This window comes from Kitasatospora sp. NPDC048365 (assembly GCF_043200835.1).
Lineage (GTDB): Bacteria > Actinomycetota > Actinomycetes > Streptomycetales > Streptomycetaceae > Kitasatospora > Kitasatospora terrestris.
Genome location: NZ_JBICYJ010000044.1, coordinates 53,662 through 70,972, shown reverse-complemented (window position 1 = coordinate 70,972; position 17,311 = coordinate 53,662). Strand labels below are relative to the sequence as shown.

Annotated in this window: 12 protein-coding genes; 1 reads left to right on the top strand and 11 read right to left on the bottom strand. The window is 71.5% G+C overall.

Annotated features, from left to right (window positions below; genetic code table 11):
• Positions 1 to 99 precede the first annotated feature (99 nt).
• The 9 genes from ACGFX4_RS33195 to ACGFX4_RS33155 form a co-directional block, all read right to left on the bottom strand.
• The gene (locus tag ACGFX4_RS33195; protein WP_393082444.1) at positions 100 to 2,811 is read right to left on the bottom strand and encodes a PKD domain-containing protein; all 2,712 of its coding nucleotides are present in this window, start codon (positions 2,809 to 2,811) and stop codon (positions 100 to 102) included.
• A gap of 109 nt (positions 2,812 to 2,920) precedes the next feature.
• A complete protein-coding gene (gene rodA, locus ACGFX4_RS33190) occupies positions 2,921 to 4,120 on the bottom strand; it encodes a rod shape-determining protein RodA (protein ID WP_393082441.1) in 1,200 nt (399 codons plus the stop codon).
• Entirely contained in the window at positions 4,117 to 6,354 is a 2,238-nt protein-coding gene (gene mrdA / locus ACGFX4_RS33185) for a penicillin-binding protein 2 (protein ID WP_393082439.1), read from the bottom strand. Before mrdA ends, rodA begins: the two co-directional genes overlap by 4 nt.
• 20 nt (positions 6,355 to 6,374) lie before the next feature.
• Positions 6,375 to 7,022, bottom strand: coding sequence for a rod shape-determining protein MreD (mreD, locus tag ACGFX4_RS33180; protein ID WP_393082437.1), 648 nt, complete (start codon positions 7,020 to 7,022; stop codon positions 6,375 to 6,377).
• A 2-nt stretch (positions 7,023 to 7,024) separates the two neighbouring features.
• Entirely contained in the window at positions 7,025 to 7,963 is a 939-nt protein-coding gene (gene mreC, locus ACGFX4_RS33175; RefSeq protein ID WP_393082435.1) for a rod shape-determining protein MreC, read from the bottom strand.
• Positions 7,964 to 8,029: 66 nt separating this feature from the next.
• Entirely contained in the window at positions 8,030 to 9,055 is a 1,026-nt protein-coding gene (locus ACGFX4_RS33170) for a rod shape-determining protein (RefSeq protein WP_345701829.1), read from the bottom strand.
• A gap of 315 nt (positions 9,056 to 9,370) precedes the next feature.
• On the bottom strand, positions 9,371 to 9,784 hold the full coding sequence (gene ndk / locus ACGFX4_RS33165) for a nucleoside-diphosphate kinase (RefSeq protein ID WP_345697050.1): 414 nt from the start codon (positions 9,782 to 9,784) through the stop codon (positions 9,371 to 9,373).
• A 90-nt stretch (positions 9,785 to 9,874) separates the two neighbouring features.
• Positions 9,875 to 10,228 (bottom strand): DUF4233 domain-containing protein, encoded by a 354-nt coding sequence (locus ACGFX4_RS33160; protein ID WP_345697051.1) that lies wholly within the window; start codon positions 10,226 to 10,228, stop codon positions 9,875 to 9,877.
• 6 nt (positions 10,229 to 10,234) lie between these two features.
• Complete coding sequence (locus ACGFX4_RS33155) at positions 10,235 to 11,599, bottom strand: bifunctional folylpolyglutamate synthase/dihydrofolate synthase (RefSeq protein ID WP_393082456.1); 1,365 nt, start codon at positions 11,597 to 11,599, stop codon at positions 10,235 to 10,237.
• A 484-nt stretch (positions 11,600 to 12,083) separates the two neighbouring features.
• Between ACGFX4_RS33155 and ACGFX4_RS33150 the strand changes: the two genes are divergently transcribed.
• Complete coding sequence (locus tag ACGFX4_RS33150) at positions 12,084 to 13,607, top strand: chitinase (protein ID WP_393082429.1); 1,524 nt, start codon at positions 12,084 to 12,086, stop codon at positions 13,605 to 13,607.
• Positions 13,608 to 13,629: 22 nt separating this feature from the next.
• On the opposite strand, the gene ACGFX4_RS33145 is transcribed toward ACGFX4_RS33150, so the two are convergent.
• Positions 13,630 to 14,193 (bottom strand): hypothetical protein, encoded by a 564-nt coding sequence (locus ACGFX4_RS33145; protein ID WP_393082426.1) that lies wholly within the window; start codon positions 14,191 to 14,193, stop codon positions 13,630 to 13,632.
• A gap of 314 nt (positions 14,194 to 14,507) precedes the next feature.
• Positions 14,508 to 17,147 carry a valine--tRNA ligase gene (locus ACGFX4_RS33140; protein WP_393082424.1) on the bottom strand — a complete coding sequence of 880 codons (2,640 nt, stop codon included), beginning with the start codon at positions 17,145 to 17,147 and terminating at the stop codon, positions 14,508 to 14,510.
• Between the last annotated feature and the right edge of the window lie 164 nt (positions 17,148 to 17,311).

Genomic DNA, 17,311 nt, shown 5'->3' with positions numbered 1-17,311 from the left:
CCCCCCCCCCCCCCCCCCCCCCCCCCCCCCCCCCCCCCCCCCCCCCCCCCCCCCCCCCCCCCCCCCCCCCCCCCCCCCCCCCCCCCCCCCGGGGGAGGATCAGCCGGTGCCGGCCGCCGACGTACCGGTCACGGGGGCGGTGCTCCCGGCGGCGCCGGGTGCGGTGACGTCGCCCCAGGCGGACCAGCGGCCCGCCGTGTAGTCGCCGTTGGCGTTGTACACGTGGCCGCCCGAGACGCCGAACAGCCGCAGGGTGTTGCCGGTGCCGGCCGCGGAGAGCTGGGTCACGGCGCCCTGCCGGCCGACCACCGCCGACACGTTCGCCCACGAGGACCAGCGCCCGGCGGCGTAGTCACCGGAGGCCTGGAAGACGCTGCCGCCGACCAGCGCCAGCACGTGGAACTTCGAACCGAGGGCTGCACCCGCGATCTGGGTGACCGTACCGGGGCTGCCGATCGCGCCGGTGATGTCGCCGCTGCTCCAGGTACCGCGGGTGTAGTCGCCGTCGGCGACCCGGATCCGACCGTCCGCGCCCAGCGCCGCGATGTGCAGCGCGTTGCCGGTCGTCCCCGCCGCGATCTGCGTGGTGCCGGCGGGCAGCTTGGCCGCCGCTGTCACGTCGCCCCAGGCGGTCCAGCGGAAACCGGCGTCGAGCGTGGCCTCGTAGACCCGGCCTCCGGCCAGCGCGACCACGTGGGTCTGCTCGCCGATCGAGGCGGCCGCGATCTGGGTGATCCCGGCGAGCGGGCCCAGGCCCGATGCCTCGGTGGGCTCAGTCCACGGGGACCAGTCGCCCGGCCCGATGTAGCTGACGCCGTGGAAGCGCCAGCCGCCGAGGTTGCGCTCGATGTACCGGATCCGGCCGTTGGCGAGGACGACGGCCCGCAGGTACTGGGTGCTGGTGACCGAGTCGGCGACCGAGGTGATGTCGGCGGCGGCCGGCCCGCCGTTCGGGACGGCTGCGGCCGGCCCCCACACGCCCTGGGTGAAGTTGCCGACCGCGCCGACCAGTCCGCCGTCGGTCCGGGCGAGGACCTGGACCTTCTCGCCGTCGAGCAGCGCCCGGTGCTCGGCGTCGAAGACCACCTTCAGCTGCTTGGTGGTCACCACCTCCTTGCCGGTGGCGTCGGTGGCGGCCACGGTGACCGTGTAGGTGCCCGGCGCGTGGTAGCGGACGTTCGGGTTTTGGGACGGGTACCAGGCGTGGTCGCCGCTGCCGTCGCCGAAGTTGATCCGGCCGGCGGTGATGTCCCAGGGCGAGGTGGCGGTCGGCGAGAAGATCGCGTTCCCGCCGCCGTCGGTCCAGGTGGTGAAGTCGACGGTCAACGGGCCGGGCTGGTTCGCCTTGGCGAAGGTGGGGTCGGGCGTGACCCGGGCACCGGAGGCGGTGGTCAGGGTGACGGTGACGGGGTAGCTGCCGACGACGGTGTAGGTGTGGGTGGCCTCGGGCGCCGTGCTGACCACCGGCGCGCTGCCGTCGCCGAAGTCGAAGGAGTAGCTGATCGGCGACCCGCCGAAGCCGTCGGATGCGGAGGCGGTGGCCCGGACGGTCAGCGGGATCGGGCCGTGCGGGCTGTGGAAGGAGTCGCCGATCACCGAGAGCGAGCCCTGGAGGCCGACGTTCTCGTAGGCGCCCCGGTCGCGGAAGCCGCCGACGTTCGGCGCGGTGCTCTCGGACCGGGGGTCGTCGAGCGGCTTGGAGCCGTAGAGGTCGGTGCCGACGCCGGGGGCCGCGGGGTCGGCGGAGTCGGTGGCCGCGCGGGCGCTGTCCGGGAGCGGGTGGAACGGCCAGGCGGGGAAGGCCTCCTCGAAGGCGACGTCCAGGTCGATGTCGTGGGCGGCCTGACCGGTCGCGGCGGTGAACGCGGCGGGGGTCGGGTAGCCGGTGCCGCTCCAGCGGTACGTGGAGGCGCCCGGCCACGGGTGGACGGTGTTGAAGTCCACCTTCGAGTCGGCGACCGAGCCCACCGACAGCGAGATCTCGGCCTCACCGCGGTGGGCGGCGTCGCACTCGGCGGGATAGTCCTTGGTGGTGTCCGGATGGTCGGCGGTGATGACGTTGTTCTCGACCACGGCGCCCGGCGAGGCGCCGTCGATCAGCACGCTCTCCTCGCAGGAGAAGGCGATCGTGTTGTTGGTGACCGCGGTCTGCGGCGCGTCCTTGACGGTGACGGCCGAGGTGGTGGTGCGGCTGAAGTCGTTCGCGGTGATCAGCGTGGACCGCACACCGGCATCGACAGCTACACCGAGGGTGTCGGGGAACAGGTTGCGGGCGACCGTCACATGGTCGCTGTTGCCCGAGATCCGGATGTCCGCCGTACCGGAGCTGTTCTGGAACCAGTTCTGCTCCACAGTGATCCGGGAGGAGTCCGTGATCACGACGGGGTTCTTCCGGCGGTCCTGGCGGAAGCCCTTGATCACCACGTCGTGCGCGTTCGACACCACGAACGTGCTGCCGGCCTCCTTGCTGCTCGCCTCCAGCAGCGGCATGGACTGGGCGTCGCGGGTGATCGGTCCGCCGAGGAAGGTGATCGGCTGCTCCGGAGTGCCGGACCGGGTGATGTGCACGACGTCGCCGAAGTACCCGCCGCTGGTGGGCATCACCCGGACCGTCTGGCCGGGCTCGACCACCTTGGCGGCGGCGGAGACGGTGCAGAACGGCTGGGCGAGCGTTCCCGAACCGGTGTCGGAACAGCGCGTGGGATCCGCGTTGTTGACGAAGAGTGTGGTGACCGCGGCCGAGGCCGCGGGCGCCGGGAGTCCGACGACGGCGGTGGTCACCGCTGCCGCCAGACCCAGGAACTGACGCATACGCACGAGAGTCGATCCCCCCTGGAAGTGACACGAGCCGGCACAGCCTGGCACTCCCCCGACTCAACGGTCGAGCGCATTAACGAATCAGTACGAACAATTCATCCGGTCAGATCCCTATCGGCCGCTGGGACCGGACGGACTGCAGCAGTCCGATGGCGATCCAGACGGCGAACATCGAGGATCCGCCATAGGAGACGAAGGGCAGCGGGATGCCCGCGACCGGCATGATGCCGAGATTCATCCCGATGTTCTCGAAGGCCTGGAACGCGAACCAGGTGACCACGCCCGCGGCGAGGACCGTGCCGTACAGGTCGGTGGCCTGGCGCGCTATCCGGCAGGCGCGCCACAGGATGACGCCCAGCAGGCCGATCAGGGCGAGTGCGCCGACGAAGCCGAGCTCCTCGCCGGCCACCGTGAAGACGAAGTCGGTCTGCTGCTCGGGGACGAACTGGCCCATGGTCTGGGTGCCGTGGAACAGGCCCATGCCGGTCAGGCCGCCGGAGCCGATGGCGATCCGGGCCTGGGCGGTGTTGTAGCCGACGCCGGCCGGGTCGAGGGCCGGGTTGGCGAAGGCGGCGAACCGGTCGATCTGGTACTTGTCGAGCACGCCGAGCTGCCAGACCGCGATCGCGCCGGCCACGCCGGCGCCGAGCAGGCCGAAGACCCAGCGGTTGGCGGCGCCGGAGGCGAGCAGGATGCCGAGCACGGTCACGGCCATCACCATCACCGAGCCGAGGTCGGGCATCAGCATGACGACGCCCATCGGGACGGCCGCGACGGCCAGCCCCTGGAGCACGCTGCGGGTCGGCGGGTACTCCCGCTCGCCGGCGTCGACCCGGGCGGAGAGCACCACGGCCATGCCCATCACGATGGCGAGCTTGGCGAACTCGGCGGGCTGGATGGAGAAGCCGCCGCCGAACTGGATCCAGGAGTGCGCGCCGTTGATGGTCGAGCCGAGCGGGCTGAGCACCGCGAAGAGCAGCAGCAGCACCGCGAGGTAGACGAACGGCACCGCGGTGCGCAGCCTTCGTGTCCCTATCAGCACGGTGACCGCGCACAGCCCGAGGCCGATCACCAGGTTGGTGAGGTGCCGGTAGAGGAAGTACTGGGGGTCGCCGTGGGTGAGCGTGTCCCGGCCGCGGGTGGCGGACCAGACCAGCAGCGAGCTGCCCAGCGAGAGGCCGAGCGCGCTGAGGATCATGATCCAGTCGAGCCGGCGCAGCGGGGAGTCCTTGGCCAGCACCCGCGCGAGGTTGCCGCGGCGCGGGCTGAACCGGACCGGCCGGTAGGAGCCGTACGAGGTCATGCGCGGCCCCTTCCGGCGGCGGTGCGGGTGGCGGGTTCGACGGCGGCCAGCGCGACGGTGAGCGGCGCGGGGGCGCCGGCCGGCTGGACCGGGTCGAGGAAGGTGCGGGTGCCCTCGTAGGAGAACGAGGCGGGCTTGACGATCGCGGTGCCGTCGGGGTTGAACTTGGGCAGTTCGGCCTGCGGCTTGGGCAGCAGCGCCTTGCCGTTGTCGATCCCGCCCTTGTCGTCCACGCCGTACAGCGCCTGGTAGATCCGCCGGACCGAGTCGCCGGAACCGCCGGAGCCGGTGCCACCTTGGCTTATCGTCATCACGACCGCGTAGTCGGCACTGTAGGTGGTCAGCCACGAGGTGGTCTGCTTGCCGGCGACCTCGGCGGTGCCGGTCTTGGCGTGCAGTTCGATCTGCTTCTGCGGCCAGCCCTGGGCGGTGAACTTCCAGGAGGCGGTGCCTCGTTCGACGACGCCCGCGGTGGCCTCGTTGATGTACTTCAGCAGCTTGCCGTCGGCGGGGAGCCGGCCGTCCTCGTGCGGGGCGATGTCGCGGACCAGGGCGCCGTCCGGGCTGACCACGGCCTTGCCGATGCTCGGGCGGTACAGGATGCCGCCGTTGGCGAGGGCGGAGTAGATCCGGGCCATCTGCAGCGGGGTGACCAGGGTGTCGCCCTGGCCGATCGCGAAGTTGACCGAGTCACCGGCGCGCATCTGGTTGCCGTCGACGCAGTTCTCGCGGGCGATCTCGTCGGTGTACTCGTGGCCGCCCTTGGCCGCCTGGGCGCACCAGGCGTCCTTGTTGGCGTCGAAGAAGGACTGCTTCCACTGCCGGTCGGGCACCCGGCCGGGGGTCTCGGACGGCAGGTCGACACCGGTCTTGGCGCCGAGTCCGTACTGGTGGGCGGTCTTGAAGAACCAGTCGGCGGCGTCCTTCTTGGGCTTGATGCCGCCGTCCTTCATCCACTGGTCGTAGGCGAGGCCGTAGAAGACGGTGTCGCAGGAGACCTCCAGGGCGCGCTCCAGCGTGATGTCGCCGAAGCTCTCGCTCTCGAAGTTCTTGAACTCGCGGCCGCCGATGGTGAGGCTCTTCGGGCACGGGTAGTGGCCGTCCAGCGAGTAGCCGGCCTGCACCGCGGCGTTGGTGGAGATCACCTTGAAGGTGGAGCCGGGGGCCGACTGGCCCTGGATGGCCCGGTTGATCAGCGGGTAGTTGGAGTCCTTGCCGGTCAGCGTCTGGTAGTCCTTGGCGGAGATGCCGCCGACCCACAGGTTGGGGTCGAAGGTCGGGGCGCTGGCCATCGCGACGATCCGTCCGGTGTGCACGTCCATCACGACGGCGGCGCCGGAGTCGGCCTCGTAGTTCTTCTTGGTCTCCTTGTCGTACACCTTGCGGGCGTCGACCATCGCCTGGGCGAGCTGGTCCTCGACCACCTTCTGCACCCGGGCGTCGAGCGAGGTGACCAGGTTGTTGCCGGCCTGCGCGGGGACCCGCCCGGCGCTGCCGATCACCCGGCCGAGGTTGTCGACCTCCAGCTTGTCCACGCCGGTGGTGCCGCGCAGGTCGTCGTCGTAGACCGACTCCAGGCCGGCCCGGCCGATCTGGTCGGAGGGCAGCCGGCGCTCGCGGCCGGGCTTGTCGGCGCTCTTGGTGACCTCGTCGTCGGTGACCGGGGAGAGGTAGCCGAGGACCTGGGCGGCGCTGGCGCCCTCGGCGCCGGTGTAGCGGCGGGTGGCGGTGGGCTGCGCGGTGACGCCGGGGAAGTCCTCGCGGCGTTCCATTATCTGCATCGCCTGCTGGGTGGTGGCCTGCTGGGTCACCGGGATCGGCTGGTACGGGGAGCCGTTCCAGCAGGGCTGCGGGGTCTTGGCGTCGCAGAGCCGTACCTTGTCCTGGACGTCCTTGGCGGGCATGCCCAGCACCTCGGCGAGCCGGGTGAGCACGGCCTTGCCGCGGTCCTTCTGCTGCAGCAGCGAGGTGCGGCTGACCGAGACGACCAGCTTGGTCTCGTTGCCGGCCAGGATCCGGCCGGAGGCGTCCAGGATCTCGCCGCGGATGGCCGGTTCGACCACCTCGCGGATGTGGTTGCCGGCCGCCTTCGCGGCGTAGTCCTTGCCGGTGCGGATCTGCAGGTACCACAGCCGCCCGCCGAGGGTGGCGAGCAGGGAGAGGACCAGCACCTGGAGCACGACCAGCCTGATCGTCACCCGCCGGGTGCGGCCGGTCTCGGGGATGTTCGTCATGAGGACGGGCCTCCTCTCGGTCAGGGCCGCTTGGCGAGGCCGGGCATGCGCCGCTTCTTGGCGTACGTCGGGCCGCTGGAGACCTCACGGGTGGTCTTGTACCGCGCCAGCGCGCCGAGCCCGGAGCCGCCGTCGGCGCCGCGCGGGGACTCGGAGGCGACCCGGTCGCCGTCGAACCGGCGGGCCAGCAGCATCACCGCGGGCACCACGAACGGGGCGAGCAGCACGTCGTACAGCAGGGCGGAGAACACCAGGCCGGTCAGGCCGACGTGCCGGGCGGCGGTGTCGCCGACCAGGGCGCCGACCATCGCGTACAGCAGGGTGGAGACGATCGCGGCGCCGGCCACCACCAGGAGCGCGCTGAGCGCCGAGCGCTGCCGGCCGCCCTCGGGGCGCAGCAGGCCGGCGGCGTAGCCCATCAGGCAGAGCACCAGGGCGTAGCGGCCGATCGCGTGGTCGGAGGGCGGGGCGAGGTCGGCGAGCAGGCCGCCGGCGAAGCCGACCACGCAGCCGCCGGACGGGCCGTAGACCAGGGCGAGGCCGACCACCACGAGGAGCAGCAGGTCGGGGGTGGCGCCGGGCAGCTGGAGCCGGCCGAGCACGCTGACCTGGATCAGCAGGGCGAGCAGCAGCAGGACGCCGGAGAGGACGATCCGGTTGATGCGCACGGTCAGTGTCCCCCCGTGGTGGTGGGCGGCGCGGCGGCGGCCGGTGCCGCCGGGGCGGGTGCGGCGGCCGCCGTGGCGGCGGTGGCGGGCGGCAGGACGGCGTCGCGCGGGTCGGTGCGCGGCGGGACGACGACCACGCCGACCAGGTCGAGCCGGGTGAACTGGACGAACGGCTCGACCTGGATGGTCTTGGTGAGCTGGCCGGGGGTGGCCTCGACCTGGACCACCTTGCCGACCGGGACGCCGGGGACGAACGGGCGGCCGCTGTGCGAGCCGAAGGTGACCAGCCGGTCGCCCTCCTTGACCTGGGCGCGGCCGTTCAGCAGCTGGATCTTCATCGGGCCGGTGCCCTGGCCGGCCGCGAAGCCGATCTCGTTGTTGCCCTCCAGCCGGACGCCGGCGGTGAAGCCGGGGTCGGAGGCGAGCAGCACGGTGGCGGTGGTCGGGGCGACCGTGGTGATCCGGCCGACCAGGCCCTGGCCGTTGATGACGGTCATGTCGCGGGTCAGGCCGTCGTCGCTGCCGGCGTCGATGGTGATGGTCCAGGAGAAGCCCTGGGCCGGGCCGATCGCGATCACCTGGGCGGCCTTGACGGTGTATCCGCCGGCGCCGGCGGTGCGCAGCATCTCGTCGAGCTGCTTGGTCCGGCCGGTGGCGGCGTCCGAGGAGGCGAGCCGCTGGCGCAGCTCGGCGTTCTCCCTGGTGGCCTGGTCGAGACGCTCCTGGTGGGTGGAGGCGTCGCGGATGGCCCGGACGTACCCGGCGACCGGGTCGACGGCTCCGGCCGCGCCGCGCTCCACCGGGCCGAGCACGCTGGCCGCGGCCCGGCGGGCGCCGCCGAGCGGCGAGTCCTCGCCGCCCTTGATGTCGACGGTGATCAGCGCGAAGGCGACGGCGACCAGCAGGATGAGCAGTAGTCGGCTCTCGCGTGTGTCCCTCACGGTGCTGGAGCTGCCCCTTCGTACGGTGAGTCTCTGTTCAATCGGCGTGCTGGAGGCTGTGCCCGGTTAACGACGCGGCTGGGCGTCGAGAACCTGCTGGAGCGCCTCGAACTCCTCGACGCACTTGCCGGCGCCGATCGCCACCGAGTCCAGCGGGTTCTCCGCGATGTGGATCGGCATGCCGGTCTCGCGGCGCAGCCGCTCGTCCAGGCCGCGCAGCAGGGCGCCGCCGCCGGTCAGCACGATGCCGCGGTCCATCACGTCGCCGGCCAGCTCCGGGGGGCACTGGTCGAGGGTGGTCTTCACCGCGTCGATGATGGAGTTGACCGGCTCGTCGATCGCCTCGCGCACCTCGGCGGCGGAGATCACGACGGTCTTCGGCAGGCCGGAGACCAGGTCGCGGCCGCGGATCTCGGCGTGCTCGTCCTTCTCGCCGTCCAGCGCGAAGGCGGAGCCGATCGACATCTTGATCTGCTCGGCGGAGCGCTCGCCGAGCAGCAGGCTGTACTCCTTCTTGATGTGCTGGACGATCGCGTTGTCCAGCTCGTCGCCGGCGACCCGCAGGGACTGCGCGGTGACGATCCCGCCGAGCGAGATGACCGCGACCTCGGTGGTGCCGCCGCCGATGTCGACCACCATGTTGCCGGTCGGCTCGTGCACCGGCAGGCCGGCGCCGATCGCGGCCGCCATCGGCTCCTCGATGATGTGCACCTGGCGTGCGCCGGCCTGGGCGCTGGCCTCGATCACGGCGCGGCGCTCGACCCCGGTGATGCCGGACGGCACGCAGACCACGACCCGGGGGCGGGCCAGGTAGCGGCGGCGGTGGATCTTCAGGATGAAGTAGCGCAGCATCCGCTCGGTGATCTCGAAGTCGGCGATCACGCCGTCCTTCAGCGGGCGGATGGCGACGATGTTGCCCGGCGTGCGGCCGATCATCTTCTTCGCCTCGGCGCCCACCGCCAGGATGCCGCCGGTGTTGGTGTTCACCGCGACCACCGACGGCTCGTTGAGCACGATCCCCTTGCCCCTGACGTACACCAGGGTGTTGGCAGTGCCGAGGTCGATCGCCAAGTCCCGGCCGATGAACGACAGGTTGTTCGCCATGGGATGTGGAGTGCCTTCCCGAGTTCGGATCAATGGCGGGGAGCGGGCCGGCCGCGCGGGCCCGTGCGGGGGCTGACGGCAGCTGAGCAGCCGCACCGGGCCCGTAAGTTGGGGTCCATCGTAGCCACGCCGGTCGTCGCGAGCGGCGGGTACGGCATGCTGCCCATTCTCCGTGCGCGGAGCGGCTTCCCGTGGCATTGGACGCCGTGTCGAGCAGCCGGGTTCCGTGATTTGACGATTAACGCCCAGATGGCGGGCAGTACCGCGGGGTGCGGGGCGACAGCGGCCCCGCACCCCCGGTGATCAGGCGTGCGAGGGGAAGAAGATCTTGATCTCGCGCTCGGCCGACTCCGGCGAGTCGGAGGCGTGGATCAGGTTCTCGCGGGTGATCGTCGCGTAGTCGCCGCGGATGGTGCCGGCCCCGGCCTGCAGCGGGTCGGTGGCACCGGCCAGCGCCCGGATGCCGGGGACGACGTTCTCACCCTCGACGATCAGCGCGATCGACGGGCCCGAGGTCATGAACTCCAGCAGCGGCTCGTAGAACGGCCGGCCGACGTGCTCGGCGTAGTGCTGCTCCAGCGTCGCGCGGTCGAAGGTCCGCAGCTCGATCGCGGCGAAGCGCCAGCCGGCCTTGCGCTCGATCCGGCTGATGATCTCGCCGGCCAGACCACGCTGGACGGCGTCGGGCTTGAGCAGGACGAGAGTGCGCTGGGACACGGGGCGGCTCCTGGGGATCGGGTCGTGCGTGAGGTGTACCGCAGACCCTACCCCGGGCGCCAGGCCCCGACGTGAACGGCCCGGGGCAGGTCAGGCGGGCTGCGCGGCGGGCGCCGCGGAGGCCTCCCGGGCCGCCTTGATCTCGTCGATCTTCCGGCCGTAGTGCACCGAGCACCACCACAGGCCGGTGAAGATCACGCCGAACGCGTACATGGTCGGCAGGACCAGGCCGCTGGCCAGGATGCCCAGCTGCAGGGCCCAGCCGACCCAGACCGCGCCGGGCCGGGTGATCACGCCGCAGAGCAGCACGCACAGCAGCATGGCCAGGCCGCTGACCAGCCAGATCGTGCCGGCGCCGACGTCGGTCAGCTTCATCGCGACCAGTCCGGCGAACAGGATCAGCAGGGCCTCGCCGATCAGCGTCGAGGAGCACAGGGTCCGCATCGGCGGCTACTTCCTTCCGAACAGCAGGCGCGCCTCGCCCACCGTGATGACCGAACCGGTGACCAGCACGCCCGCGCCGCCCAGGTCCTCCTCCTCGGCCAGGGTGATCGCCGCCTCGATGGCGTCGTCCAGCCGGGGCTCGACCTGCACGCGATCCTCACCGAAGATCTCCACCGCGAGCGCGGCGAGCTTGTCGACCGGCATCGCACGGTGGGTGGAGTTCTGGGTGATGACCACCTCGGCCAGCACCGGCTCGTACGCCTCCAGCAGGCCGGAGACGTCCTTGTCGCCGCTGGTGGCGATCACGCCGACCAGCTTGGTGAAGCCGAAGGCCTCGCCGAGCGCGGAGACCGCGGCCTCGGCGCCGTGCGGGTTGTGCGCGGCGTCCAGGATCACGGTGGGGCTGCGGCGGACCACCTCCAGGCGGCCCGGGGAGGAGACGCCGGAGAACGCCGCGCGGACCTTCTCCTCGTCCAGCGCGCCGCCGGAGGCGCCGCCGACGCCGAAGAACGCCTCCACGGCGGCCAGCGCGAGCGCCGCGTTGTGCGCCTGGTAGGCGCCGTGCAGCGGGATGAAGACGTCCTCGTACTCGTGGCCGCCGAGGCCGCGCAGGGTGACCAGCTGGCCGCCGACCGCGACCTCGCGGCGGATCACGCCGAACTCCATGCCCTCGCGGGCCACCGTGGCGTCCACCTCGACCGCGCGGCGCAGGATCGACTCGGCGGCGTCCAGCGGCTGCTGGGAGACCACGGCGAGCGCGCCGGGCTTGATGATGCCGGCCTTCTCCTTGCCGATCTTGCCGGTGGTGTCGCCGAGCCGGTCGGTGTGGTCCAGGCCGATCGGGGTGATCACCGAGACGACGGCGTCGATCACGTTGGTGGCGTCCCAGGTGCCGCCCATGCCGACCTCGACCACGGCGACGTCCACCGGGGCGTCGGCGAAGCAGGCGTACGCCATGCCGGTCAGCACCTCGAAGAAGGAGAGCGCGATCGGCTGGGTGGCGTCGACCATCCGCACGTAGGGCTCGATGTCGCGGAAGGTCTCGACGAACTTCTCCACGTCGATCGGCGCGCCGTCCAGGCTGATCCGCTCGGTGACCGACTCCACGTGCGGGCTGGTGTACCGGCCGGTGCGCAGCTCGAAGGAGCCGAGCAGGCGCTCGATCATGCGGGCGGTGGAGGTCTTGCCGTTGGTGCCCGTGATGTGGATGGACGGGTACGAGCGCTGGGGCTGGCCGAGGATGTCCATCAGCGCCGCGATGCGGTCGAGCGAGGGCTCGATCTTGTTCTCGGGCCAGCGCTTGGACAGCTCCAGCTCGACGGCGCGCAGCTCGGCGTCGACGCCGTCGGCGGCCTCGCCGCCGGGTCGGATGGTGTACGGGTTCTGCCCGGCCTTCTCGGTCACCCCCCAAGTCTAGGACTCGCGCAAGGGCGCCTCCCCCACCCCTCGCCCAGTGAGGGTCGCCACTTCGCCAAGGCTTGGCAAAATCGATCATCCACCATCGAAATGATGGAACTCAACGGCAATGAACCTTCAGCTCGAAGCAACAGGCCGACGGGAGCCTTTGATGGACCAGTTCTTAACAGCCCACCGGGAGGCGGTCCCGACCACCGCCCACCTGCTGTCGCCGGCGCCGCCGGCCTACCTGCTGCCGACCTTCGGCCACTTCCTGCTCCACTGGTCCGGCGCCGCCCGCGGGCCGGCCGGATCGCCGCCTCGCTCGCCGTCCCGGAGCCGGTCGCCGTCCGACACTTCGGCAACTCGCCCTCTTGACAGCGCAATTGGTCTACTCCACCGTGTGACACACTCCCTGCACCGCACTCCCATCCCCCACTCCCCCACACCTGGAGATGGCATGCGTGCGCCACACCGCCACACCGCCCGGGCGCCACTCGCCGCCCTGGTCGCCGCCGTGCTCGCGCTGGTCGGCCTGCTGCTCGCCGGCCCGGCCGGCACCGCGGCCGCCGCCGACGTGGACGTGATCCGCAACGGCGACTTCGCGAGCGGCAACCACCTGACCAACTGGACCTGCGCGAGCGGGGTCACCGCCGTCAACAACTCCGCGACCGGCTGGGACCTCCAGGGCACCCCGGCCGGCTCCGACTACGCCCAGTGCAGCCAGCAGGTCACCGTCAAACCGTCCTCGACCTACAAGCTGACCGCCCAGGTCCAGGGCTCCTACGTGTTCCTCGGCGCCACCGGCACCGGCGGCACCGACCCGTCCACCTGGACCTCCTCCACCACCTGGACCACGCTCACCACCACCTTCACCACCGGACCGTCCACCACCTCGGTCTCGGTGTGGTTCCACGGCTGGTACGGGCAGGCCGCCTACCTGGTCGACAGGGTCTCCATGGTCGGCCCGGGCGACGCCTCGCCGAGCCCCTCGGGGTCCACCTCGGTCAGCCCGACGCCGAGCAACTCCACGTCGCCGTCGCCGTCGGTCTCGACCTCGACCTCGCCCTCGCCGACCGGGAGCCAGCCGCCGAACAAGCACCGGCTGACCGGCTACTGGCAGAACTTCGACAACGGCGCCACCGTGCAGCGGATCAGCGACGTCCCCGCCGCGTACGACATCATCGCCGTGTCCTTCGCCGACGCCACCGCAACCCAGGGCGGCATCAGCTTCACCCTGGACAGCACCCTCTCCAGCCGGCTCGGCGGTTACACCGAGGCCCAGTTCAAGGCGGACATCGCCGCCAAGCGGGCAGCCGGCAAGAAGGTGATCATCTCCGTCGGCGGCCAGAACGGCACCGTCTCCGTCTCCAACTCCACCGCCGCCACCACCTTCGCCAACACCGCCTACTCGGTGATCCAGCAGTACGGCTTCGACGGCATCGACATCGACCTGGAGAACGGCGTCAACGCCACCTACATGGGGCAGGCGCTGCACTCGCTGGCATCGAAGGTCGGGAGCGGGTTCGTGCTCACCATGGCGCCGCAGACGATCGACATGCAGTCGACCGGGGCCGAGTACTTCAAGCTGGCGCTGAACACCAAGGACATCCTGACCATCGTCAACATGCAGTACTACAACAGCGGCACGATGCTCGGCTGCGACGGCGGGGTGTACGCGCAGGGCACCGTCAACTTCCTGACCGCGCTCGCCTGCATCCAGCTCAAGGGCGGCCTCGCACCGAGCCAGGTCGGCCTGGGCGTGCCCGCCTCCACCAGCGCGGCCGGCGGCGGCTACGTCAGCCCGGCGACCGTCAACGCCGCCCTCGACTGCCTCGCCAACGGCACCAACTGCGGCACCTTCAAGCCCGACACCAAGTGGCCCGGCATCGGCGGAGCGATGACCTGGTCCACCAACTGGGACGCGAAGGCCGGCAACGGCATCGCCAACACCGTCGGCTCCCACCTGCACGCCATGCCGTAACACCCGGTCGGGGCACGCCCGGTCACACGCCGTACTCCGGCGGCCGGGCGTGCCCCTGGCGCCGTCCCTGGCGGGCCTCGGGCACCTGGATCAGGCGGCCGTGGTGGCGGCGCCGGAGCTCCGCCGCGATCTCCTCCGCCTCGCCGTCCGGGAGGAGCGGCAGCATCATCGCCACCGCCTGCAGCAGCCCGCCCAGCAGGTACGTGGTGTCGGGCGTCGCCGCCACCAGGTTCCGCACGCCGTCGACGTCCCCCGCCCCGACCGCCTCCAGCAGTCGCGCGGCCCCGGCCATCTCCTCGTCCACCGCGACCGACGCCGTCTCGGCCGGCGCGCGCCGGGCGAGCGCCCGCAGCACCCGGTCGGCGGCCTCCGGGGCGTACGCCTTGCGGACGGCCTCGGCGGCGATCCACACCAGGAGCGTCGTCACCTCGCGTTCCGCGTGCTCGGAGAGGAGCCGATCGAGCTCCTCGTCGAAGGCGAGCTGGTTGCCGTGCCGGAATGCCAGCAGCAGCGTCGCCGCCCGGGCCTTGGCCTCGTGAACCGCCTCGGCCGGCAGTTCCTCGGCCAACTCCCTGGTCACCGCCATGCCGTGCCTCCCGTCAAGTCGTGCCGCTCGAATGGGAACTTCCGCCCACCGTACACAGCAGAACTGCGAACCCGGTGTTGCGCGCGCACGCCGCCGTGGAAATGAATTCGATAAACCGGTGATCCGCACCGCGCTATTGGCCTGCCCGCCCGCCCCACCTCCCCACATGCCGTCCTTTGTACACGTCTACGGGTACCGGGAATGCGCCGAACGAGGGACGCCGGAATTTCCCCGCGCAATTCTTTCCGTCCGGGAACGGCGAAGGGCCGCCGCCCCGTTGCACGGGACGGCGGCCCTGGCGAACCGCTGTCGGATCAGCCCTGCGGCAGCGCCGCGAGCTGGGCGGTGATCCGGACGATGTCGGCCTCGGCGGCCTCCTGGCGGGTGCGGATCTTGGCGACCACGTCGTCCGGCGCCTTGGCGAGGAACGCCTCGTTGCCGAGCTTCGCGGTGGTCTGCGCCTTCTCCTTCTCCGCCGCGGCGAGGTCCTTGGCGAGGCGCTTGCGCTCCGCCGCGACGTCGATCGTGCCGGACAGGTCCAGCGACACCGTCGCGCCGGCGACCGGCAGCGAGGCGGTGGCGGCGAACCCGGCCTCCGGGACGGTCAGGCGCAGCAGCGAGCGGATCGCGTCCTCGTGGACACCGAGCACGGTGCCGGCCAGGTCGAGCTGCGCGGGGACGCGCTGCGCGGGCTGCAGGCCCTGGTCCGAGCGGAAGCGGCGGACCTCGGTGACCACCTGCTGCAGGGTGGCGATCTCGGCCTCGGCCTCGGCGTCGCGGAAGCCGGAGTCCTTCGGCCACTCGGTGACCACCAGCGACTCGGCGCCGGTGAGGGTGGTCCACAGGGTGTCGGTGACGAACGGGACCACCGGGTGCAGCAGGCGCAGGGTGAGGTCCAGGACCTCGCCGAGCACCCGGCGGGCCGCGTCGGCCTGCGCCCCGCCCTTGGCGAGGGTGGTCTTGGAGAGCTCGACGTACCAGTCGAAGACCTCGTCCCACGCGAAGTGGTAGAGCGCGTCCGAGACCTTGGCGAACTCGTAGTCGTCGTACAGCGCGTCGACCTCGGCCACGGTCGCGTTGAGGCGCGAGAGGATCCAGCGGTCGACCGAGGTCAGTTCCTCGGCGGCTGGCAGCGGGCCCTCGACGGTGGCGCCGTTCATCAGCGCGAAGCGGGTGGCGTTCCAGATCTTGTTGCAGAAGTTCCGGGAGCCCTTGACCCAGTCCTCGCCGATCGGCACGTCGGCGCCGGGGTTGGCGCCGCGGGCCAGGGTGAAGCGGACCGCGTCGGCGCCGTAGGCGTCCATCCAGTCCAGCGGGTCGACGGCGGTGCCGGACGACTTCGACATCTTCTTGCCGAACTCGTCGCGGACCAGACCGGTCAGGGCGACCGTCTTGAACGGCGCCTGGCCGTCCATCGCGTACAGGCCGAACATCATCATCCGGGCGACCCAGAAGAAGATGATGTCGTGGCCGGTCAGCAGGACGTCGGTCGGGTAGAACTTCTCCAGGTCGGCGGTCTTCTCCGGCCAGCCCAGCGTGGAGAACGGCCACAGGCCGGAGGAGAACCAGGTGTCCAGGACGTCCGGGTCCTGGTGCCAGCCCTCGCCGGTCGGCGGCTGCTCGTCCGGTCCGACGCAGACGACCTCGCCCTCGGGGCCGTACCAGACCGGGATCCGGTGGCCCCACCAGAGCTGGCGCGAGATGCACCAGTCGTACATGTTGTCGACCCAGTCGAAGTAGCGGCGCTCCAGCTCCTTCGGGTGGATCTCGACCCGGCCGTCGCGGACCGCGTCGCCGGCGGCCTGCGCCAGCGGCTCGACCTTGACCCACCACTGCAGCGAGAGCCGCGGCTCGACGATGGTGTGGCAGCGCGAGCAGTGGCCGACCGAGTGGACGTACGGCCGCTTCTCGGCGACGATCCGGCCCTGCTCGCGCAGCGCCCCGACCACGGCGGAGCGGGCCTCCAGCCGGTCCAGGCCGAGGAACGGGCCGTGCACGGTGATGACACCGCGCTCGTCCATCACGGTCAGGTTGGGCAGGCCGTGGCGCTGGCCGATGGCGAAGTCGTTGGGGTCGTGCGCCGGGGTCACCTTGACGGCGCCGGTGCCGAACTCCGGGTCGACGTGCTCGTCGGCGACGACCGGGATCTCCCGGTCCGTCAGCGGCAGCTTGATGCTGCGGCCGACCAGGTGCTTGTAGCGCTCGTCGTCCGGGTGGACGGCGACCGCGGTGTCGCCCAGCATGGTCTCGGCCCGGGTGGTGGCGACCACGATCGAGTCGTCGCCCTCGCCGTAGCGGATCGAGACCAGCTCGCCGTCGCGGTCCTTGTGCTCGACCTCGATGTCGGAGAGCGCGGTGAGGCAGCGCGGGCACCAGTTGATGATGCGCTCGGCCCGGTAGATCAGGCCGTCGTCGAAGAGCTTCTTGAAGATGGTCTGGACGGCCTGGGACAGGCCCTCGTCCATGGTGAAGCGCTCGCGCGACCAGTCGACGCCGTCGCCGAGGCGGCGCATCTGGCCGAGGATCCGGCCGCCGTAGTTCTCCTTCCACTCCCAGACCTTCTCGACGAAGGCCTCGCGGCCCAGGTCGTGGCGGGAGAGGCCGGACTCGGCGAGCTGCTGCTCCACCTTGTTCTGGGTGGCGATGCCGGCGTGGTCCATGCCGGGCAGCCACAGCGTCTCGAAGCCCTGCATCCGCTTGCGGCGGGTGAGGGCGTCCATCAGCGTGTGCTGGAAGGCGTGGCCGAGGTGCAGCGCACCGGTGACGTTCGGCGGCGGGATGACGATGGTGTACGCCGGCTTGTCGCTCTTCGCGTCCGCCGTGAAGTAACCGCGGTCCACCCAGCGCTCGTACAGCTCGCCCTCTACCTCGGCCGGGGCGTAGGTCGTCGGGAGGGTGGCTGCGTTGTCCCCGGGGCCGTTGGCGTCGGGGCGCTGGTTCGTCGTGTCGGTCACGACGCACAGTTTACGGAACTCCGGAGCGCGGTTACGAACCGCTTTTGCCCGAACCACCCGGGCGGGTCGACGCCACCGTGCGATAGCGTGCCCGAATTACTCGTACGCGACAGGGGCCGCCGATCCACGGCGGCGGGGGAGACGCCAGATGTACGGCCAGGGGC